The organism is Emticicia aquatilis, from assembly GCF_014644295.1.
Classification (GTDB): Bacteria; Bacteroidota; Bacteroidia; order Cytophagales; family Spirosomataceae; genus Emticicia; species Emticicia aquatilis.
Genome location: NZ_BMKK01000003.1, coordinates 329,741 through 352,942, shown reverse-complemented (window position 1 = coordinate 352,942; position 23,202 = coordinate 329,741). Strand labels below are relative to the sequence as shown.

Annotated in this window: 16 protein-coding genes; 7 read left to right on the top strand and 9 right to left on the bottom strand. The window is 38.5% G+C overall.

The genetic code is table 11. The features are described from left to right. Positions 1 to 116: 116 nt before the first annotated feature. The 5 genes from IEX65_RS08875 to IEX65_RS08855 all read left to right on the top strand — a co-directional run bounded on the left by IEX65_RS08875 (position 117) and on the right by IEX65_RS08855 (position 7,687). Positions 117 to 1,553, top strand: a complete 1,437-nt coding sequence (locus IEX65_RS08875; protein WP_188765691.1) for a c-type cytochrome domain-containing protein — start codon at positions 117 to 119, stop codon at positions 1,551 to 1,553. 163 nt (positions 1,554 to 1,716) lie between these two features. Then, positions 1,717 to 2,178, top strand: a complete 462-nt coding sequence (tnpA, locus tag IEX65_RS08870; protein WP_188765690.1) for an IS200/IS605 family transposase — start codon at positions 1,717 to 1,719, stop codon at positions 2,176 to 2,178. Positions 2,179 to 2,328: 150 nt separating this feature from the next. Next, complete coding sequence (locus IEX65_RS08865; RefSeq protein ID WP_188765689.1) at positions 2,329 to 5,568, top strand: DUF1553 domain-containing protein; 3,240 nt, start codon at positions 2,329 to 2,331, stop codon at positions 5,566 to 5,568. 1 nt (position 5,569) lies between these two features. Continuing rightward, positions 5,570 to 7,048 (top strand): DUF1501 domain-containing protein, encoded by a 1,479-nt coding sequence (locus tag IEX65_RS08860; protein ID WP_188765688.1) that lies wholly within the window; start codon positions 5,570 to 5,572, stop codon positions 7,046 to 7,048. Positions 7,049 to 7,072: 24 nt separating this feature from the next. Next, positions 7,073 to 7,687, top strand: coding sequence for a hypothetical protein (locus IEX65_RS08855; protein WP_188765687.1), 615 nt, complete (start codon positions 7,073 to 7,075; stop codon positions 7,685 to 7,687). Between the two features lie 8 nt (positions 7,688 to 7,695). Here the strand turns inward: IEX65_RS08855 and IEX65_RS08850 are convergent, their stop codons facing one another. Then, positions 7,696 to 8,076, bottom strand: coding sequence for a hypothetical protein (locus IEX65_RS08850; RefSeq protein WP_188765686.1), 381 nt, complete (start codon positions 8,074 to 8,076; stop codon positions 7,696 to 7,698). A 145-nt stretch (positions 8,077 to 8,221) separates the two neighbouring features. Between IEX65_RS08850 and IEX65_RS08845 the strand changes: the two genes are divergently transcribed. Further along, positions 8,222 to 10,966 carry a carboxypeptidase-like regulatory domain-containing protein gene (locus tag IEX65_RS08845; protein WP_188765685.1) on the top strand — a complete coding sequence of 915 codons (2,745 nt, stop codon included), beginning with the start codon at positions 8,222 to 8,224 and terminating at the stop codon, positions 10,964 to 10,966. A gap of 89 nt (positions 10,967 to 11,055) precedes the next feature. On the opposite strand, the gene IEX65_RS08840 is transcribed toward IEX65_RS08845, so the two are convergent. The 7 genes from IEX65_RS08840 to IEX65_RS08810 all read right to left on the bottom strand — a co-directional run bounded on the left by IEX65_RS08840 (position 11,056) and on the right by IEX65_RS08810 (position 21,356). Beyond that, positions 11,056 to 13,527 (bottom strand): ribonucleoside-diphosphate reductase subunit alpha, encoded by a 2,472-nt coding sequence (locus IEX65_RS08840; RefSeq protein WP_188765684.1) that lies wholly within the window; start codon positions 13,525 to 13,527, stop codon positions 11,056 to 11,058. 502 nt (positions 13,528 to 14,029) lie between these two features. After that, a complete protein-coding gene (locus IEX65_RS08835; RefSeq protein ID WP_188765683.1) occupies positions 14,030 to 14,701 on the bottom strand; it encodes a thiamine diphosphokinase in 672 nt (223 codons plus the stop codon). Between the two features lie 86 nt (positions 14,702 to 14,787). Then, positions 14,788 to 15,534 carry a glycosyltransferase family 2 protein gene (locus IEX65_RS08830; protein WP_188765682.1) on the bottom strand — a complete coding sequence of 249 codons (747 nt, stop codon included), beginning with the start codon at positions 15,532 to 15,534 and terminating at the stop codon, positions 14,788 to 14,790. 47 nt (positions 15,535 to 15,581) lie between these two features. After that, entirely contained in the window at positions 15,582 to 16,853 is a 1,272-nt protein-coding gene (locus IEX65_RS08825) for an SGNH/GDSL hydrolase family protein (RefSeq protein WP_188765681.1), read from the bottom strand. 90 nt (positions 16,854 to 16,943) lie between these two features. Then, entirely contained in the window at positions 16,944 to 17,531 is a 588-nt protein-coding gene (locus IEX65_RS08820) for a carotenoid biosynthesis protein (protein ID WP_188765680.1), read from the bottom strand. 129 nt (positions 17,532 to 17,660) lie between these two features. Next, positions 17,661 to 19,145, bottom strand: coding sequence for an FAD-binding domain-containing protein (locus IEX65_RS08815; protein ID WP_188765679.1), 1,485 nt, complete (start codon positions 19,143 to 19,145; stop codon positions 17,661 to 17,663). Between the two features lie 72 nt (positions 19,146 to 19,217). After that, on the bottom strand, positions 19,218 to 21,356 hold the full coding sequence (locus IEX65_RS08810) for a M48 family metallopeptidase (RefSeq protein ID WP_188765678.1): 2,139 nt from the start codon (positions 21,354 to 21,356) through the stop codon (positions 19,218 to 19,220). A gap of 214 nt (positions 21,357 to 21,570) precedes the next feature. Here IEX65_RS08810 and IEX65_RS08805 point away from each other — a divergent pair, with 214 nt between their 5' ends. Beyond that, positions 21,571 to 22,182, top strand: a complete 612-nt coding sequence (locus IEX65_RS08805) for a M23 family metallopeptidase (protein ID WP_188765677.1) — start codon at positions 21,571 to 21,573, stop codon at positions 22,180 to 22,182. Positions 22,183 to 22,219: 37 nt separating this feature from the next. On the opposite strand, the gene IEX65_RS08800 is transcribed toward IEX65_RS08805, so the two are convergent. Continuing rightward, positions 22,220 to 23,188, bottom strand: coding sequence for a ThuA domain-containing protein (locus tag IEX65_RS08800; protein WP_188765676.1), 969 nt, complete (start codon positions 23,186 to 23,188; stop codon positions 22,220 to 22,222). Positions 23,189 to 23,202: the final 14 nt, after the last annotated feature.

The window sequence follows — 23,202 nt, the reverse complement described above, 5'->3', positions numbered from 1 at the left end:
CTGACTTCTAAAATACATTCCATCCAATTTTATCTACATAAAATCTAATCTCACTACTTTCTTTTCTGAGAAGTAAATTTGATTAATTTTGAGAAAATCTTTGTACAAAAACAAAAATGTTTCAAACAGAATTAATCGGACATTTACATCCACTCATTGTGCATTTGCCCATCGGCATTCTGATTTTTGCTTATATAATGATGATTTTGCAGCAATTCAGAAAGATTGATATGAATGCTGCCATTGATTTAGCACTACTTCTCGGAACGATTTCTTCTGTAATAGCTTGTATCGCAGGTTGGTTTTTAGTCCAATCTGGCGACTACGAAACCGAAGCCATTTTCAAACATCAATGGACAGGTATAAGTACCGCCATTCTCGGAGTTTTAGCCTATTTTCTCAAAAATCATCGCTGGATTTTAGCAACCGCAACCATCATTTGTTTAACGATAGCGGGTCATTTTGGTGGAAATCTCACGCATGGTGAGGGCTATCTATTTGCTTCTCAAAACAAAACTTCTACACCGATAGACACCACAAAAATTGCTTCTTTTGAAAATATTGACACTACACAAAGCATCAATCATGCGGCCGTAAGAAAATCGTTTGTGTATCGAGATAAGATTATTCCGATTCTTAAAACTAAGTGCTATAACTGTCACTCTGCAAGTAAAAAGAAAGGTGGATTACGCTTAGATTCGGAAGATTTTATAAAAAAAGGTGGCAAAACTGGACGTATTGTGAGCGTTGGGAATCCAAACCAAAGTATCTTATTTACGCACTTAATTTTACCCGAAAACGATGATAAACACATGCCACCAAAAGGTAAAATGCAACTTACCCGAAACGAGATTTCGACCATTTACTCTTGGATAAAAAGGGGAGCGTCTTTTGTAGAAGAAGTTGAGAGTACTTCTAACGAAAAGGCTTCTAATTTAGTCATTCAAAATACACAAATTTCGCCTGAAAGTATTTCAGATATTCCCATCGCTGAAAAAGAATATATCAAAAATAACGAATCAAAACTACTGACCAGCAATATAGAAGCCGTCAGCTTATCTGTACTTGAAAAATTAAATCAACAAAACATCAGAATTACTTATCTGGGCAATGGCTCAAATTATATTTCGGCCAATTTTGTGAATGTCCGAAACTATCAACCTTCATTATTAAACGATTTAGAAAGCATTCATAATCAACTCGTTAACCTAAGATTAAGTAATCAACCAGTTAATGATGATGCCATAGAAAAAATCGCTAACTTTAAAAACCTGACCAAGTTAAATCTTGAAAATACCGCCATAACGGACGCTTCTTTAGAGCATTTGAAAACATTACCAAGTCTCGAACAGCTCAATTTATATGGCACAAAAATTACCGATAGCGGACTACAAGTTTTGGCAAAATATCCCAGCCTAAAAGTGGTTTATTTATGGCAAACCAAAGTAAGTAAATCGGGAATCGAACAGTTGAAAAAGGCATCGCCCAAATTACAAATCGAAACGGGAGAGTTTCAGTTTGCGAAGCCTGATACGAATAAAATGATAAAATAAAGATTATCGAGGTAAGTGTATGTAAGTACACAATAACAGTTGAGTGCCTATGGCATACTCCGTTAGGAGTTCCATGTCGGTAGAAATAACAGCAAAAACAGATTTCTTTTGCTCCGTAAGGAGCTAAACTAACCAACAACAACGCAAAAATACACCCAAAAAAATGGCTAATACATTCACACAAATACATCTGCATTTGATATTTGCGGTAAAATTTAGACAAAGCCAAATTCAACGTGAATGGAAAGATAAACTTTATAAATACACAACTGGAATTATACAAAATAATGGTCACAAAGTTCTGATTATCAACGGTATGGCTGACCATATTCATATTTTAATCGGATTTCGTAGTACACAAGCACTTGCCGATTTGATGCGAGATATAAAACAAATGACCTCGCTTTGGATAAACGAAAACAAATTAACCAAAGGTAAATTTGCTTGGCAGGAAGGTTACGCCGCATTTTCTTATGGACAATCTCAACTACCAACCATCATAAAATACATTGAAAACCAAGAAGAACACCACAAAAAGAGGACATTTTTAGAAGAATACAAGGGATTTTTAAAGTTGTTCGATATTGAATTTGATGAAAAATATATTTTCAAAGACCCTGAGTAAATTGGTTTAGCTCCTACGGAGCAAATTGAATTTGTGCATAAGCTTTACTACCGATATTTAACTCCTAACGGAGTATTTATATAATACAGCAATATAATTACATTCATAGCTTGCAAGTCAAAATTTACTATTTCAAATAATGAGTCAATCATGAAAAAATACTTACTATTACTCATTGCTTGTATTTATTTATGGTCATTCAAACCGAATGGGCATCAGCATGCTAACCCTACAAAATTGCCCGAAGATGTAGCACTTGCCTATAAAAACTTACCTGCAAATTTAGATTATAACCTTCATGTAAAACCCATTTTATCGGATAAATGCTTTGCGTGCCACGGACCAGATAAAGCCAAACAAAAAGCAGGTTTACGCTTAGATTTACCCGAAGCCGCTTATGCACAACTACCAGAAAGCCCAGGAAAAGTAGCAATTTCTCCACGAAACTTAAAAAAAAGTGAGGTTTTTCACCGAATCCTCTCTACCGACCCAACTTATATGATGCCTACGCCCAAATCTCATTTGAGTTTATCGGCTCACGAGAAAGCTGTCATCATCAAGTGGATTGAAAATGGAGCGGTTTATCAACCTCATTGGGCTTTTGTGAAACCACAAAAAAGAAATATTCCTTCTCTTAAAAATACGCTTACTTTTTCGCCTATTAACCAAATTGACAACTTCGTTTTTAGCCGTCTGGAGCAAGAAGGTTTATCAGCATCGAAGGAGGCTTCGAGAGAAATTTTACTGCGTCGTTTATCTTTTGATTTGACCGGACTGCCCCCAACTCTCGAAGAAATTGATGCTTTTTTGAACGATAATAGCCCCAACGCCTACGAAAAACAAGTAGATAGATTACTCGCTTCAGCACATTATGGCGAAAAAATGGCTACTGATTGGCTCGATTTGGCACGCTTTGCCGATTCACATGGCTATACAGTTGACCGCCTTCGAGATATGTCACCCTACCGAGATTGGGTCATTCGGGCTTTCAACGAAAATATGCCTTATAGCAATTTTATCCACCAACAATTGGCTGGTGATTTGCTTCCTTCGCCCACAAAAGATATGATTATCGCTACGGCTTTTAATCGAAATCATCCTCAAAATTTAGAAGGTGGCATTGTAGAAGAAGAATTTCAGACCGAATATGTCATGGATAGAACCAATACTTTTGGCGATGCTTTCTTGGCGATGTCGGTTGGTTGTGCCAGATGCCACGACCATAAATACGACCCTATTTCGCAGAAAAATTATTATGAACTATTCAGTTTTTTCAATAATGTAAGAGAAGCAGGGCAGATTTCTTGGAATGATGACCTTCCCACTCCAACCCTACTTTTACCTACTGCTGAACAAGAAAAAGTCGTTAATTTCATCAAAAACTCCATCACACAGCAAGAACAAAAAGTTATCGAAACACAAAATTCGGCTTCGGCAGATTTTGAAAAATGGCTGCAAAACAATGAATATAAATCATTGATAAACAACACTTTACCACAAGCAAACTTACAAGGATTTTATACCTTTGAAGATTCCCTTAGAAACAGTATCAACCCAAAACAATCGGGCGTGATGCGGCGTGATGCGGGCACACTTGATAAACCTACTTTCGAGAAAACCTCTAAAGGTCAAGTCTTGCTCTTGGATGGCGATGTCTATGCTGATTTAAAAGACGTAGGCGTTTTCAGAAAATCAGAGGCTTTTACGGTTGGAATGTGGGCGTACATACCAAAAGAAATGAAAGATGGAGTGATTTTTCATAAAAGCAACGCCGAGCGTCTGTATAATTTCAAGGGCTACCACCTTTTTCTACGAAACAATAAATTGGAAATTACGATGGCTCACACCGCTCCTTCAAATGCCATTACAAAATTGAGTTTGAAAGATGCCCCACGAGAAAAATGGCTGCATTTGAGCATGACTTATGATGGTTCAGCCAGAGCCAATGGTTTCAAATTATATCTCGATGGCGAAGAAATGGCGATGGAAACCGTCATCGACCAACTATACAAAGACATTATTTTTTTCTCAAAATCAGAGCCTGCCTTACAAATTGGCGGCTGGTGGCGTGGCTTAGGTTTTAAGGGTGGAAAGGTTGACGACGCCGTAGTTTACAATCGAGCATTGACACCATTTGAAGTAAAAATCTTAGCAAAAAAGGCCGATTGGAGCAGTATTACCAATAAATCAGCGAGCGAATTAAATGCAACGGAAAAAGCGATTTTAAAAGACTATTACTTTTCGGCCATCAATCCAAGCGTTTTAGCGGCACAAAAAGAACTACAAAAACTCCGAACGGCTTTATCTGATTCAAGTGAAAAAATCGCTGAAATAATGGTCATGCAAGAAATGCCTAAACCTAAAGTCACGCACTTGCTTCATCGAGGGCAATATGATGCTTTGGGCGAAGAGGTAAAACCCAATACACCTAAAGATATTCTTGCATTTCCTGCCAATTTACCTAAAAATCGACTTGGTTTGGCACAATGGCTTACTGATGAAAATAACCCGCTCACTGCACGAGTAGCAGTAAACCGAATTTGGCAAAATTTCTTCGGAACGGGCATTGTGAAAACTACCGAAGATTTTGGCAATCAAGGCGAAATGCCAAGCCACCCCGAATTACTCGATTGGCTGGCAGTCAATTTTCGAGAAGATTGGGATGTAAAAAAACTTAATAAACTAATCGTGATGTCGGCCACGTATCGACAAGATTCAAAAGCTATCAAGGAAGTGCGTGAGCGTGACCCTGAAAACCGTTTGCTTTCGCACGGGCCAAGCAATCGACTTTCGGCCGAAATGATGCGTGATAACGCCCTGGCAGTGAGTGGCATAATCAATAAAAAAATTGGCGGTAAAAGCGTAAAACCTTACCAACCTGATGGACTTTGGGAAATCAATAATACACACTATACCCAAGATTCGAGCGATGCTATTTATCGCCGTAGTCTTTATGTGATTGTTAAGCGTTCGGTACCAAATCCAACATTGGGTACTTTCGATGCTCCTTCTCGCAGCTATTGTGTCGTTCGCCGACAAAAGACCAATACGCCTTTGCAAGCCCTCGTTACGCTCAACGACCCAACTTTTGTCGAAGCCGCCAAAGTAATGGGAGAAAGTATGACCAAACAAACCGATACACGAAAAGCAATCATTGAAATTTACCGAAAACTAAGCAGTAAAATGCCATCTGAACGAGAACTGGACTTACTTTTATCTCTACAAAAAGCTGAATATGAACAGTTTAAACGAAATCCAGATAAAACTAAAGGTTGGCTAAAAACAGGACTTTACAAAATTGACCCAACTTTAGAAGCCGCCGCAGTAGCCGCCAATGCCGTTGTGGCAAGTACGATTTTAAACTCAGACGCAACCCTTACCAAACGATAAAATGGCACATCACGACGATACTTTCAAACTTCATTCGCCTGAGTTTTTGACTTTAAATCGAAAATTGGATAGACGTAATTTTTTGCTCCGCACGGCCTCTGGTTTAGGTGCAATGGCTTTGGGTAGTTTGATTAGTTCAAACGCAAAAGGCAACACGCTCGAACAGCAAATTATGAGTGCTTTACCGAGCATTGCCCCCAAAGCCAAGCGAGTCGTTTATTTGTTTATGAGTGGTGGCCCTTCGCAATTTGAAACTTTCGACTATAAACCCAAACTCAGTAATATGTTTGGGCAAGGTTTGCCCGATTCGGTGCGAAAAGGGCAAAGACTTACGGGTATGAGTGCCAATCAAGCGGTTTTACCGCTCGTTCCGTCGGCCTATAAATTTAATCAATACGGAAAAAGTAAGACTTGGGTAAGCGATTTACTGCCTTATACTGCCCAAGTGGTTGATGATTTGTGCATCGTAAAATCTATGTTTACCGAGCAAATCAATCATGACCCCGCCATAACTTTTTTTCAAACGGGGCATCAACTCCCTGGCCGACCTTCAATTGGTTCTTGGATGAGTTACGGACTGGGTTCTGAAAATCAAAATCTGCCTGCGTTTATTGTTTTGGTTTCAAAAGATGCCTCGAAAGACCAGCCACTTTATGCTCGTTTGTGGGGAAATGGCTTTCTGCCTTCCGAGCATCAAGGAGTCCAATTCCGTTCGGGAAAAGACCCAGTTTTATTTCTCAATAATCCCGAAGGTTATGACGGCCAAGACCGCCAAGAAATGTTGGAATATTTGACAAAACTCAACCAGTTACAAAACGAAACTTGGGGCGACCCCGAAGTAGATGCCCGAATCGCCCAATACGAAATGGCGTATCGTATGCAAACCTCTGTTCCCGAAGTAATGGATACTTCTAAAGAACCCTATGAAGTTTTTGAATTGTACGGCGAAGGTAGCCGAGACAAAGGAACGTATGCCGCTAATTGCCTTTTAGCTCGAAAATTACTCGAAAAAGACGTGAGATTTGTGCAGCTCTATCACCAAGGCTGGGACCACCACGGTTCGTTACCCAAAGGAATGGCTCACCAATGCAAACAAACCGATAGAGCCACCGCAGCTTTGATTATAGATTTAAAAAGAAGAGGTTTGCTTGAAGATACTTTAGTAGTTTGGGGCGGAGAATTTGGACGAACGGTTTACTCTCAAGGCAAACTAACCAAAGACGATTACGGCCGAGACCATCACCCAAGATGCTTTACGATGTGGATGGCGGGTGCTGGCGTAAAATCAGGTATTAGCTACGGAGAAACCGATGATTTTAGTTATAATATCATCAAAAACCCAGTTCATGTACATGATTTTCAAGCCACTTTACTGCATCTCATGGGCATCGACCACGAACAACTAACCTACAAATATCAAGGTCGTCGTTTTCGTTTAACTGATGTGCATGGACAAATTATTAAAGGAATTTTATCGTAAATTTGCCGCATAAAACACTTAAACTTGAAACACTTCTGGGTCATATTCAAATTATTGTTATTGATAGTTTTTGCTCTTCGTTTATTGAAATCTAATCGAAAAGTAGTAAAGTTTGAGCATGACCCAAAGCGTGGATTTTTCAATTTATTTCAAGAAAAAATTACTTCTGAAAAAATAGCTTTTGCTTTTGAAGGCACAACGCCTGAGTTACAGTTAAAAGAACTTTTCCGAAAGAACATTCGTCCGAAAGAAGAAAGTTGGAAGCTAAAAGGCGGGCAATTCGATGATTTTTTTGCTACACTGACTTTAGAAGAGCGAATCGTTTACGTGGTATATCTATCCAACAAGAGTTTTCAGAAAGGTAGTATTTTCAATTTTCTGTGGTATAAAACCGAATGGATTATTGCATTCGGGCAGATTTTAAAGCACCTTCAAGAAGAATCGCTTTATATTCATTATCAACAAGTTATCCTCGAAACTTGTCATTTTGATTTAGACAGCTTATTGACTGAACAGACTGATTTTTTCAATCTTGAGCTTCACCCTGATGGCAGTCATGTGCATGAGTCTGTCAAGCAATTTGATAAAATATTCAAGGCTGAAGAGCTTTATAAATTGATTCTTGAGAAAGTAATTTGACATCCCTATTATCTATCACCCAATTTCCCAACTCCAATATGCTCCGCTTTCTCTATCCACTCAGCAGGATTTCTCAATCTATCTTTAGTAAGGCATTGATTATTTACATAAAACTCCGAAATACCTTTTTCTTCGGCCCTACTCATGGTGTAGTCTGACTGTTTGGCCAGCCAACTAACAAATGCCTTTTTATTCGGAAAAGACTGCTGTTCCCAAAAATTACAGCCATCGGTTACTTCACAATAATAGAAAACCTCATCTTCATAGATTAGTCCCATACCGCAATATTCTCGGTGTGAATAACAAATACATTTTCCATTCATCAGAGTTATTGCCACATTTTCGGCAAGGCTGTTACCGTAGGCTTTTCTATCGTTTTTCGGGGTCATTTCGTTATATTCTCTTTAAAATTGGATTAAAATTAACAATTTTAGCTACATAAATTTCATTAATGCCATCTTTCAAAATACATTTACTCAAATAATTTCGTTTACTTTAAAGTAAAAAACCTAAAACACATATACCTATTACATTATGACACAATTTTTCCGCTCAAATCTCCTCACAATTTTATTTTTTTCGCTCGCCAGTTTTGCCATTTCGGCTCAAACATTCACCATCAAGGGAGTAGTGCGTGATGCTAAAACAGCCGAAGTCGTGCCTTTTGCCAATGTCTTTATTGCCAATACAACCAAAGGTACAAGCACCAACGAAAATGGCGAATATACTATCTCAAAAATACCGTTTGGCACTGTAATTGTCTCGGTATCAATGGTGGGCTATGCTCCTGCACGCCAAACTGTCAGAGGCGAAACAGATGCTACAAAGGAAATCGACTTCACAATCAGCCCTAACGAGCAAGAACTCAGCGAAGTAAAAGTCTCGGCAAGCAAAGATAAAACTTGGGAAAAACAATTTCAACGCTTCTCAAAAGCCATTTTGGGCGAAAGTCCGTTGGCGAAGGCTTGCTCCTTTAAAAACAGTTATCTGATAGATTTTGAAGATACGAAAGGCGTTTTAAAAGCCTCCAGCACTCGCCCCATCGAACTTGAAAATTTAGCATTGGGCTACCGAGTTTTTTTTACACTCACGGGTTTTGTTTTAGCCAACGACGAAATTCAATATCAAGGCTACGCTCGTTTTGAAGAATTAAAACCAGTTAGCGAAAAAGAAGCTAATAAATGGACACAAAACCGCCAAATGGCCTTTGAAGGCTCCGACCGTCATCTTTTTTGGGCTTTGGCTCAGCGAAAGCTCAAAGCCGAAGGCTACGAAGGCTTTATAGATGCCGTAGGGTTCAATCCTGCCAACCGAACCAGTAATTTTTACGGCCAATTGGGTAAAAGTATTTTAGCCTACCCGATAGATTCATTGGTAAGAAAAGGAAGAATTGCTTCAGAATACCGCATCAGATTTCCAAAACGTATTGAATTACACTTTGCGAGTCCGTACTACAACGGGCAGTTTTACCGTGACGATACCCGCATGATTTCGTGGATAGAAAACCTCAAAGATTTAGATTTCAACGACCGTGGAGTCATTCAAAATCCCAAAGATTTAATTATTTCGGGCTTTATGAGCAGCAAACGTTTGGCCGAAATGCTTCCGCTCGATTACTTGCCTAACGAAAGCATCGAAAGAGAAATTCCTAAAGAAAAACTGAATATAGAGCTTGATTCTACGACCCAAAAAGGCCTGTGGCGTTTGCAAGAGCAAGTACAGCTCACAACCAATAAATCATATTATCATCCAAACGAAAACCTTTGGTTTTCGGGCAAAATGCTGTATGCCGATGCTTCCATGAGCGACTCTATCAGTAAAGTGGTTTATGTTGAATGGATAAGCCCTAAAAACGAACTGATTACTCGCCAAAAACACCACGTCGATTCGCTGCATTTCAAAGGAATGTTTACACTCCCAGCCGACCTAACATTCGGCAATTATCGACTTCGTGCTTACACCAAATGGATGCGAAATTTTGGAGATTCATGCTTTTATGAACAAATTATCCCCGTTATTTCGCCCAAACAATATATTGCTGATAATGTGGCCACGAAATCTGTTTTTAAAGTCATAACTGATAAAAAAACATATCAAACTCGTGAAAAAATTAATGTTATGATTGAAGGCATAAAGCCCGAAAGCTTGACAGTTTCGGTAACCGATACAATGGCGGTTCGACGAGCAAAGGCTTTAACTGCTCAAGCAAAAGCCTTTTTGCCTGCTTCCAGCTTCAAAACTATTCCCGATTTTAAATATTTGGCTGAAACTGGTCTGAGCCTTTCGGGCAAAGTTTTAGATAAAAACGATAAACCCGCTCTGGCCAATTTGGTTTTCTATTTTGGAAAAGCCAAATCTACCGTCACGACCTTGACTGATACCGAAGGTAAGTTTTCGGTATCGGGTATTCAGCTAAGTGATACTACCGACATCAACTACCAAGCAACCGACCTAAAAGGAAAATTACTCGAAAGAGTCCTTTTCGATGCCGAAGAATTTCCCGCAATAAAACTTTCAACCCTCAAGCCTAATTTTACCGTAAAAGACTTACAATCAACGGTTTTAATAGAAAAAGACATTGATTTGCCGAAAGATGCGATTCAACTTGATGAAGTAAGCGTAAGCACCAAACGCAGCGAAAAACAATTTGTCAGCAAACCCATCTACGGCAATCCCGATTTTACAGTTTATGCAAAAGAGATTAGTCCAGCTTTGATTGGAATGAACCCCGTAATGGCTCTGCAAGGAAAAGTACCAGGCGTACAAATCACTTATGCCGATGGGCGAATAAAAGTACGTATGCGTGGCGGGCAAAACTCTATCGAGGGAGACTCTGCTCCTCTCTATTTGCTTGATGGCTTTCCAGTAGAAGACGTTACCTCTTTAATGAATGTGAGTATGGACAATATCGACCGCATTGAAGTGCTAAAAACTGCTCGTGCGATGTTTGGGTCGAGAGGGGCCAATGGCGTAATTGCGATTTATACCAAATCATCTGTTTCAAAACCTTCCGAACGCAATAATGCTGGCCTAAAATCAAGTGCCAAACAATTAACAATCATTGGTTATCACGACCCAAAACCTTTCTTTAGTCCAAATTATGGCACGACCCAAGCCAAAGAATCTACCAAACTCGATATCAGAACTACCCTATTCTGGCAACCAAATCTATCGAGCAGTACATTTTCATTTTATGCAGCCGATAATGCGAGCATTTACCGAATCTTAGTAAGTAATGGCAATGAAACAGCCGAGGTTTTTATTGAAGTAAAAAAATAACAAAAGCACTAAAACAAACAAAACCACCTTTTCGGGGTGGTTTTGTAGTGATTTTATATTAAGAAAGAGCATTTGCAAGTCGGAATCCCTTATGAGCCACACATTTCGCAACCCTCTGGGTCGTCGAGCGAGCATTGCATTGCTGCATATTGATATTCCTCTTCGCTGGCAAATGTAGCAGCAGCCGCTGATTTGGCTGTTTGCTCTTCTGCATATTTTGCGTAATCTAATGGTTTTTCTTCTACTACCGATGTAGCTGGTACAACCTCCGCAATTGCTTGGCGGTCAACCGTAAACTTAACAGCATCAGAAGCGGCTTTCGTACGTAGATAATACATACCTGTTTTCAAACCTGCTTTCCAAGCGTAGAAGTGCATCGAAGTCAATTTACCGAAATTAGCATTTTCCATGAAGATATTTAATGACTGACTTTGGCAAATGTATGCTCCACGGTCAGCGGCCATATCAACGATAGTTTTTTGCTTAATTTCCCAAGCCGTACGATACAAATCTTTCAAGTTTTGTGGAATCTCAGGAATTGATTGTACCGAACCGTTAGCGGCAATTAGTTTGTTTTTCATGGTATCATTCCACAAACCAATTTTCACTAAATCTTTCAATAAATGCTTATTCACTACCACAAACTCACCCGAAAGTACACGACGAGTGTAAATATTTGACGTATAAGGTTCAAAACACTCATTGTTACCCAAGATTTGGCTTGTAGAAGCCGTTGGCATTGGAGCAACCAATAATGAGTTTCTTACCCCATTTTTCTTCACTTTTTCACGCAATTCTTCCCAATTCCAACGACCTGAGTCTGGCGTTACGCCCCACATATCGAATTGGAAAATACCTTGCGAAATCGGAGAACCTTCCCAAGTTGGGTATGCTCCTTCGATTACTGCCAATTCCATCGACGATTCCATTGCTGCGTAATAAATTGTTTCAAAGATTTCTTTGTTCAATCTACGAGCTTCGTCAGACTCAAAAGGCATTCTTAATGTAATGAATGTATCGGCCAAGCCTTGTACACCCAGTCCAATCGGACGGTGACGGAGGTTGCTACGCTCTGCTTCTGGAACAGGATAGTAGTTGACATCAATTACTTTATTGAGGTTTTTCGTAATAACTTTCGTTACCTCATATAATTTCTGATGGTCAAACTTCAAGAAACCAGTTTTCTCATCTTTTGTAATATACTTAGGCAATGCAATCGAAGCCAAGTTACAAACCGCTACTTCATCAGGAGATGTGTATTCCATGATTTCAGTACAAAGGTTCGATGATTTAATCGTTCCTAAGTTCTTTTGGTTTGATTTACGGTTAGCTGCATCTTTATACAACATATACGGAGTACCTGTCTCAATTTGCGACTCCATCACAGCAAACCAAAGGTCTTGAGCTTTGATAGTCTTGCGGGCTTTTCCTTCTAACTCATATTTTTCGTAAAGTCTTTCAAACTCTTCACCGTAGCAATCAGATAACCCTGGAGCTTCGTGAGGGCAGAACAATGACCAAGTGTCATTGGCTTCTACACGTTTCATGAATAAATCCGAAATCCAAAGTGCGTAGAATAAATCTCTTGCACGAAGTTCTTCTTTTCCGTGGTTTTTCTTCAAATCTAAGAACTCGAAGATGTCGGCATGCCAAGGCTCGATATAAATCGCAAACGAACCTTTACGTTTTCCACCACCTTGGTCAACGTAGCGAGCGGTGTCGTTGAAAACACGCAACATCGGTACGATACCATTTGAAGTGCCGTTTGTACCTTTGATGTACGAGCCTGTTGCACGAATATTATGAATAGCCAAACCAATTCCACCAGCAGACTGTGAAATCTGAGCAGTTTGACCAAGTGTTTCGTAAATTCCAGTGATACTGTCTTCTTTCATCGTAAGCAGGAAGCACGACGAAAGTTGTGGTTTTGGCGTACCAGCATTGAACAACGTTGGCGTAGCGTGAGTAAACCAACGCTCCGACAATAATTCGTAAGTTTCAATTACACGGTCGATGTCTTCACCATGAATACCTACGGCTACACGCATCAACATGTGTTGTGGACGCTCAACGATTTTACCGTTGAGTTTGAGCAAATATGATTTTTCGAGCGTTTTATATCCGAAATAATCATAGCCAAAGTCACGGTCGTAGATAATTGCAGAATCAAGCAAAGCTGCATGTTTCTGAATCACTTTCCACGTATCTTTTGCAATTAAAGAGGCATTTTGGTCTGTCTTCGGGTCGATGTATTGATATAACATCTTCATCGTACCAGAAAAAGACTTGAGGGTATTTTTGTGTAAATTTGAAATGGCAATCCGAGCAGCTAAAATAGCGTAATCGGGGTGCTTGGTTGTCATCGAAGCGGCCGTTTCGGCAGCGAGGCTATCTAATTCAGACGTAGAAACGCCATCATAAATACCAGCCACGACCTTCATGGCAACTTCAACGGGTTGGACAAATGCAGGTTCTAAACCATAGCAAAGTCGCTCGATACGAGCAGTGATTTTGTCGAACTTTACCGACTCGCGGCGTCCGTCTCTCTTAATTACAAACATAGGCAGCCTTAGAAAAGGGTTTTAGGGATTCACAACAAGATTATAGTCAGAGCCAAACAATTTTAGCCTTGCACAAAAGATTCAATTACTAAAAAAACAGTTATATATTTTGTGACCGCCAGTCACTTTTTGGGTTCAATACAACAATTCTATAAAGCAGTCTGTCAATGGTCAAAATTACTATCTCTGCCAAAAACAACAGATGTAAAATTAGTAAAATGTCAAGGCATATAAAAATCAAAAAACTATACCTATTTACCGTTAGTCAAAAAGTGTAATGTTATGAAATTATTAAGAGCTAATAATCAATTAGTTACTTAATGAGCGGATTGGAAAAGTTTAATAAAAAAAGTTATCCACATAAAGTAAATACTTTTTTCTTTCCAAATTGGGACTTTTATTGAAGTGGCTTGGTTATATTTTCATTGACAAATGTAAATATTTTATTTTCAGAAAAAAAAATAAATTCTGAAAAAGTTATCCACATTGAAAAAAACATAAATTAATCATGACATTCCATGAGAAGAAGGTCGCCTGATAGGTAAGAAATACTCACGATTCCATCTTCGGCAGCCTCATTACTATTACCCGAGCGATAACCCAATATAAGTTGCTCATTATCAAGTTGATACAGTAAATTTTTGCTACATATACCCATAGCGTTACCTATCGGGATAAGTGATATTTTAGAACCTTTTGCGTACCACTTTTCAAAGGTATTGGGGAGGGGTAAAAGGGGGTAAATAACTGAATAATCATCTATCATAACGATAGAAAGTTTACTTTTGTAACGAATAATATTAGTCATATTCGTGATGGAGTGGTCAGCACGGCGGCCAGTTGCCCAAACCACATTTGCAGCAGGAAAACCCCTATTTATCAAGAAATCAAAGGCTTTTTCGAGGTCAGTTTTATCTTGGTCGGGCGTATGAACAATCTCAATTGGATATTGACTTTGCTCGATTTCTTCTAAATCAATATCTCTATCAAAATCGCCCAGCAATACATCAACCTTGATACCGAGCGACATCACACGATGGATGGCACTATCAAGCACAACCACAAACGGACTCCATTCGAGAAGCTGCCCGAGTAACTCTGAGCTGCAACTTTCGCCATTTGCAATAATGAGTGCAGGCTCTTGCTTTTCTCGCACTATATGGTGTGAAGACATAATAAGAATGAAGAATGAAGAATGAAGAATGAAGAATGTTTGTTACTCTTCACAACATCATTATTCATTGGTGAAAATCAAAAGAATTACTTCAAAATCCATTGAAAAATCTTTGAAAGAGGCTTGGCGTAGAGCGTGTACCAACGAGGCTCAATGCCATTATCAACCCATGCTCGGCGGTCTTCTTTATTGGCTCTTATTCGATTTTTAAGCGAGGCATTGCTTGTTCCTCCAACACGCATTTTCATCAAAACTTCCGGAATGTAATAAGAAGAAAGTTTGTGGCGGTAAAGCATACGAAGCATGAGTTCGTAATCGCCCGCACTTCTATATGAAGTATCATACAAACCATAAGTATCGTAGGCAGCTTTTGTTAAGAAAAAAGCGGTATGGGGTGGCATCCAACCATTTAAGAAGCGGTTACGGTCATATTTACCTGACTTCCAATTTCTTACGATTTTATTGGTGTCAACGGCATCAATGTAATACAAATCACCATAAACTGAATCAGCTTTTGATTCTTCAAAAGCTTTAGCTACTTTGCTAATAACCTGATTATTAGGATAAAAATCATCAGAACCCATAATTCCAACGGCATGACCAGTAGCCATTTTAACGCCTTTGCTCATGGCTTCGTAAATACCACTATCTTTTTCAGAAACCCACTTGATTTTATTGCCGTAAGATTTCAAAATTTCAACCGTACCATCTTTCGAGCCGCCATCGGCTACGATATATTCAATATCTGGATAATCTTGTGAGAGTACACTGTCGATGGTGTCTTTGATGGTTGCCGCTGAATTGTAGGCGGCCGTAACGATTGATATTTTCATTATTTGGTTCGCTTCGCAATTTTAGACCAAACTGTCTAAAATTTAAGTTATTTGACTTTTAAAGCCTCAAATTTACTAACATCAAGCGAAGGAATTGCTGTTTTTAATGAATTTTTATAATTTTCGTTGATAACTTTGATGATTTCGTTGGCAATAACGGCCGAACCACGTGGTGTTGGGTTAATACCATCAAGACTAAAAAAGCCGCCTGTAAACAATGAATTATCAAATTTAACGCCATTTACAGTATATGTTTTGCTTTTTACTTGGGCGTAAAGACCATTCAAATCGGTTAAAAGAATGCCTCTTTTATCGGCTTCTAACTTCAAAACACCATTAAAATCACTTAGACGTGAAGCGATAATACTGATTTCATCTTTGTCTAACACTTCTTCACTCGTCAGTGGATAAGCCATACTAAATCCTTTCTTTTGACCTGCGGCATTGGCTTTCCCAACATTCGAAATAGCCTCCATCAAAATTTTATCATTTGCCGTGGCGACTCTCACGATTCCATTTCCAGTAGTGATATAAATATCAGTTGTACCAACACTTTTGGCAAGTTCTTGAAATGTATAAAAATTGAAATAAGGTAAATCGAGTACGCTTGGGATATTTGTCAAAACTCCCTTTGCTTTATTTGCCACTAAAGCATCGAGTAATTTTTGAATATTGATAGCAAAAGAAGATGTTTCGGTCATTGAAGTTTTACCGCCCGATGCTGCATAAGACAATAAATCTTGCTCACCAATACTCGCCACAAAGAAAGTAGCATTACTTTCCTTGACAAAATCGGTGTATGAAGTTTCTTCTTTTCCTGCGGGAAGGATTCGCTCATAAAATGGATTAAAACCTTGTGTTTTGGCATTGCCAAACCCTGCTTTATTGACATCCGAAACTCGTAAGCCCACTACTCCATAATTATTTGCAACACTACCCGAATATTTAGTCAAAGTAAGTGGAGCAGTAGCAATTACAGCCAGTTTGTCTGAAATTTTATCAAATAGTGTCGAAGTATTATTTTGAGTTGTTGCCCAATACCCAGTTCCATTTTCTTGGCCCACTGGAAAAAGTGCTTGGTCGAATTTTACACCTGCTTGTTGAGCAATAAGGTTTGGATAAGAAGCAAGTTGGCCTTCTCGGTAAAGCCCACCGTTGGTATAACCTGCAACTAATGAGCCACCTACAGCAATATATTTAGCAAAAATAGAAGTATCAGTCGTTAAAACTGGAGTTGGTTCTTCGGTTTGTTTCTCGCAACTTGTAACAGCCACAAAACCTACCAATAGGCTCGCAAAGGTTTTAAAAAAGGGTTTCATAAATCAGAGTGTGTTTGTAAAAATAGGTAAATGAACTCTTTCAAAAATAATGATTCGATTTATCAGAAAAAAGTTGTAATGATTTGAAAATTAAAATAACAAACTCTGTATGCCAAAGAAACATATTTGAAGAATCAACAACCAAAAGGCAATTTTATTGTCTTTTCGGAAGGGTAACCAATGAAAAAGAGTAAGTAAAAACGCTGAAACGAGAAACCAGCCAACGTAATTTTGAACAGGTGGAAGCAGCCCAAACCACGACCACATTTCTAAACGAATGGCGATTGGTTCGACCAAAAAATCGAACATTGTCATTAGCATTGCACCGTAAATCACTTTGATGTATAACGGCTGATTAACTCGACAAAAAGAACTTCCAACACAATAAACCAACAAAAGCCAATTAACTCCAATAACTGGTGGAACATCAAGAATCTCAAATCCGAGGGTTCGGTCGTATTGATAATGCCCAAAAATTAGTCCAGTTTTTACGCCTATGACCTCAATGAAATAGCCAGTTAGAAAGGTAATTACGGCAAAAATGATAAAATTACGATTCCAATCGTTGTGAAAATAGAGCAGAATGCCCAACGATGCGACCAAATTGAAAGGCGTGAGAAATTTAAAAAGTTCGGCAGTTGCATTGATATTTAGACCAATTACTCCTGCAATGTACATGGAAGTTAGGAGGTAAATGTAGGGTTTATGGTTTTTCACTTAATACTTCTTATTAGTGGTTTTTCAAATTGTTTTTCAAAATTTATTGCCATTTCTTCAGCGAACAGGATGTTCGCCCCACAGACAAAATTATTTCTTTTTCTTGCGATGCACAACGTGTTTGCTCAAAATTCGCTTGCTTTCGGCTTTTACTTCAATATTTTTTCTGATTCCCCAAAGCTTGTCTTTGGCAAATTTGGTAGTTTGCTCTAAATCAATTATTGGAAAAGGATAATTTTCTCCCAAACGAAAATTATATAAGTCTTGCTCCATTGGTGTCATTTTCCAAGGTTCGTGGATAAAGTTTTCGGGACAGTTTTCGAGTTCTTTTACCCAAGTTTTAATGAAAATTCCGTGCGGGTCGTGGTCTTGCGATTGTTTCACAGGATTATACATTCTGACAGTGTTCATACCCGTAACGCCAGCTTGCATCTGAAACTGTGGGTAGTGAATTCCTGGCTCGAAATCAAGAAATTGTTGGGCGAGAAAAACCGCTCCTTCTTTCCAATGCTGAAAAAGTTGGTGCGTAAGAAAGGAAACCACCATTGCCCGCATCCGAAAGTTCAAATAGCCAGTTTCACAGACACATCTCATACAAGCATCCACGAGCGGATAGCCAGTTTTTCCTGCTTGCCATTGCTCGATAAAGTGTTGTTTTTCATCTTTTTGTAAATTATCATAACCTCGATTAATGTTTTCAAACTCCATGCGGTCTTCCATTTCAAACTTCTGAATGAAATGACAATGCCAGTGCAGTCGAGAGGAAAAGTTCTCTAAATCTCGGCGGTACGAAACTCGCTTTTTGGCGTTTTGGGTGTACTGATACACTTGTCGAATCGACAAATTCCCCCAAGCGATATAAGGCGAAAGTCGGCTGCAACTTTTGCGAGCTTCAAGCGGTTTTGAGATAGTTTTTGAATAATTTTTGGCTCTATCATTCAAAAAACTTTGTAGATAGCGATGGGCGTAAGTTTCGCCACCTGGCTGAAAAATTGGCTTAGGTTCTTTATCGTTATTTAGATAGTATTTTTTAGGAAGAAACTGCTTATAAATCTCATTTTCTTCATCAAAAACCAAACATGGATTTCTTAGTTTTGTCCAATCAGGCTCGTCGATTTTTTGGTGCATGTGGGTTTTCCAAAGCTCCGACCAGTTTTCACGATTTTTTAGCTTTCTTACAATACCATTGGTTTGAAATTCTCGCCATTCTATGTTGTTTTCTTTGAAATATTTAGTCAGAATTTTATCTCGGTCGTAAGTAATTTTCAGTCCCGTTTCTTCGTAAGAAAATACTTTTTTGAGTTGATATTTTTTATGAATGGCAGTGAAAACAGCCTCTGCGTCACCTTCTAAAACCGTAATAGACAGCAAAGCATTTCCAGCCGAAAGCTGACTATTAAGGTCGTCGAGTGATTGCTGAACAAAATTCCAATGTCGAGGGCTGTAATGTGGGTCGGCCATGACCGACGGCTCCCAAATATAAAGCATCAAAAATGATTCTCCATCTTCGATGGCAGCTTTGAGAGGTGCGTGGTCGCTTAGGCGTAAGTCTCTTTTAAACCAGACGATATTCATTCAAACAAAACCACTACGAAAGCGGTTTTGTTTGTGCTTATCTCCTAAAAGTGTTTTTCGAACAGTCGTAGCTCATTTTATTTCAGACTTTATAATCATAGTTGACTGAAATTTTATTAGCTCATAAAGCGATTCTACACTCAATGAATTGGCTTTATTATACATTCCATAAATCTGATTGTAGATTTTTATAAATTGCCCTTGCTCAAAACCACTTGATAAATCGGCTATTGGCTCAGATAATAAATAATTAGAATAACTATCGTTAATCTCCTGCTGATGTATTTTGGGCGAAATACTCAGCTTGGTACTTTCTGAAAAAGCCGCTTGAGCATTTTCATACAATTCAATCATGCCGTTATTTAAGCTTGGCATTTCGTACTCATCCCATTGTTGTTTAGTTCGTAAACGATACATCCACTCTTCTACCTGATGAACCAATTGCAGATATTTATCTCTTTCTTTTGAAAGGTTCTGATAATCTCCTTGCTTTTGCTTAAATTCCTCTACCTTATTTTGTTTTTCTGATAAACCATAATGATACAAGAAAGCCTTTTTATCTAAATCTTCAAGCCATTTTTTCTGAGTTTCGATTTCAGTACTCAAATTATCTATCACTTGCTGAACGTCTTCTCGCTCGTATTTTACACCATCAAAATCAAAAGAACGAGTGTCTATTGCTTTATCTCGGATTTGCTCCAGTGTGCGTAGGTCATTTATGTTATTGAAATACTGACTTATTTGGGCGGTATTTTCATCATTATAAATTTCATCAAAATTGAGTTCAGCATTTTTGGCCTCATTGATAGCTGCGGAGTAATCAATTTCATACAAAAAACGATTATTATAAAAACCTTTGTATTGAAGTGGAAACTCATAACGAGCATTTTTCTCGTCAATGTCTTGATGCACTTCGGTATCATCAAGCACTGCGTATTTTTTCTCGGCTTCAACTGCACTGGCATACAAAACGTTGGTCATTTTTTTCTGCCACTTTTCGGCATTATCAAATAAAACCCATGCCGAATCATCCGAAATTTGAGCCTCTAAATTTACAGTTTTTATATTGGCTTCACGCTCATCTTGGTCAGGATGCGACGCCCATTGGTCACGATATACAATACGTGACTGCGGCACCATTTTCTTTGCAAAAGCATCATCTACAATTGGGAGAGAATTACTGGTAGCAAGGTTATTTTCAGTACAAATACGCTCAATAAAGCTTTTTTGAAGCGAATAAACATTATCGGTTAGCTTATCTTCTTGTATAGCTTCATTGAGATAGCCCAGCGTACGGCTATAAGCAGCATTACCAACATCAATACGGCGAAGAGCAGTAATGGCAGTTTCGGTACCTGCGGCACTGACAGCAATTAGGTCGGCATTGTATTCCATTTCTCTTGAAAGAGCCATGTATCGCTTATTAATAAACTGATAAAGGGTATCAAGAATACTACGAACCACATTGACCAATGCTCGTGTGATTATCGCAAAAAAGCCAAAAACCAACATAAATGTATTACCACTTTTGGTCGAATCAGCCCAACTATCAAGGGTATCGTCCCACTTATCACGAATGTAAACCAAATGATAAATGATTTGATTGACCGTATAAACATAGCTACCGAGTTTCATACTTCGCTGCGAAAAATGCCCAAATTCGTGAGCCATAATAGCCTTAAACTCGCTGAGGTTGACAGTATTAATCAATCCCATTCCGATTTGAAGGTTTTTCCGAACAGGTAAGAACATACTCCAAAAACTCGAATCATAAAAAACGGAAGCATTTACATCGGGAATCAGGAAAATCTTTTTAGGTTTTGGTGCTTGAACTTCATTGGTTAGTTGGTCAATAAAATCGAATAATTTGGGGTGGTCATTTCTATTGATTTCCAATCTATTTTCATGGTTATTCCTCTTAACCATAAAAATAAACTTCAATAAAAAAGCAAAAAACATTACCCCAAAAGCCAATATACCAAGTGCTAAGGCTAAGGTAATCCAGTGAATTTTAGCAGTAAGAATGGCAATGGCTCCCAGTACACATAAGTATAAAAATAATACCCCCACAGCTACCAAAAACATGTAACTTCCAGCAAAAAGCAAAATAGCTGTAAAGACAGAACCTACATTTTTGATAAAACTGGCACTCGGCTTTAAAAAGGTATAATCTTTAATGAGTGGACTTGATGGATAAAAGCGATTAGACATGAGAATTAACAGCAGGTTTATAAAGTGGGTATTTAGATAGAATTTTTTAGCTAAAAACGAAAAAAAACACTGTTGCTCCAAAATATTTTAAACAAAAATTAAATAGCATCTTATAACTTTCCATCGAACTTGTTGTACAATTCCTATAAAAAGCATTTTTAGCTTAAATTTGATGTATTTTTGTGGTGAAGTACTAAGGAGTAAAAGTCTGATAATGAAGAAAGTAGCGTTAATAATATTTTTGCTGTCAATAAATTTTTCGGTTTTTTCACAACTTGCCAACAACAACCTTCCCGAAGAAGATTACTGGGAAACTCAACTCACGCCGATGGTCGAGGTAAATGATATGCTTCGCCATATTTACAGCGACCCTTTCAAAGAAGATTACATTAATTTTATTCCTGCGGGTTATCCGCTTAATAAAGAAGTCAATATCAATTCATTTTATGGCTTTCGTAATCATCCTGTGCATAAAGTTTCATTGTTTCATCGTGGCATTGATTTGAAAGGTGCAACGGGCGAAAAAGCCATTGCTACGGGCGATGGAGATGTGATTGATGTAGGTTTTAAGGTTGACTTAGGAAATTACATCAAAATCAAGCATTGCTATGGTTTTGAGTCAATTTACGGCCATTTGAATAAGATTTCTGTTAAGAAAGGCCAGCACGTGAAGCGAATGCAAGTAATTGGAGAAGTAGGTGCTACGGGTACGGTAACTGGGCCGCATTTGCATTATACATTGAAGAAAAATAATCAATACATCGACCCGTTTGATTTCTTGTTTATGGATTTTGAACGAGGAAAAATTAGTATGTTAAATAAGTAATCCACAAAGATTATTTGTGGATTACCCTTCTGAAATATCATTTAAACGTTCTACTGCTCGTCTTTTCGGCAGTCGGAAAATCTTGCGGAATCGGCAACGTAACTTTACCAGTAGCAGCCCACTCTGAGCCTCTAAGCAAACAAGTGATAAAGCCTACACATTCGACTGAATAATCAATATGCCCCATTGGTGTGTGAAAAATCCTACCTTTTCCGTAGTTAAGTGTGAGTAACATTGGTTCATGACGCTCAGTTCCTCTCTTATCTTTTGCCGAAAAAGCAGTTGCCAATACTTCCATATTCTCGGCTGGTCCTCTGAGCCTGTCATATAATTCATCTTTGGCGTGTAGCCATTTTGTTGGCATTCCTTTCGTAATCGGATGCTCCGAATTTCTAATTTCAATCACATACTCATGCTCTGGCCCGTGCGAACCCGCTTTGCCCGCTGAATTATCTTTCACAAGAGTGCCTTCGTTGTTGTAATACACATAAGGTCCGTCTTTTTCAGTACGGTCGCCCCAGCCACCCAAACCAATCATTTTGTTGTAGTCAGGCCATTGTGGAAATGAATTATCGGCGGCATGAATTACGACTAATCCTCCACCTTTTTTCATGTATTTCTCAAAATTCTTTTGCGTTTCTTCGGGCCACGGAGCGGCGTTCCAACCAAAATTACAAATCACTAAATCATACTTTGAAAAATCTGGTTTGAAATCGGGGTCTGTTTGCGATTTTTTCATCGCTTCGGTTTCGCCAAGGCCTTCAATCGGGAATTTCTTTATAAATTCTTCTCCCAACCATGTATATTTTGTTCGTTGCACATCTACTTTAAATTTACCTGTTTCTTCCAAATAATTCTTCATCATGAAGGTTATTTTGGGCCATTGAACATGGTTATTTTGCCCATCAACAATGAGGGTTCGAATGATTGATTTCTTCTTTTGTGCCAAGGTTGTAACGGTGAATGAAAGAAAAAGAAATGAAAGGAGAATAGTTATTTTGTTCATAGAAAGGGTTGTCT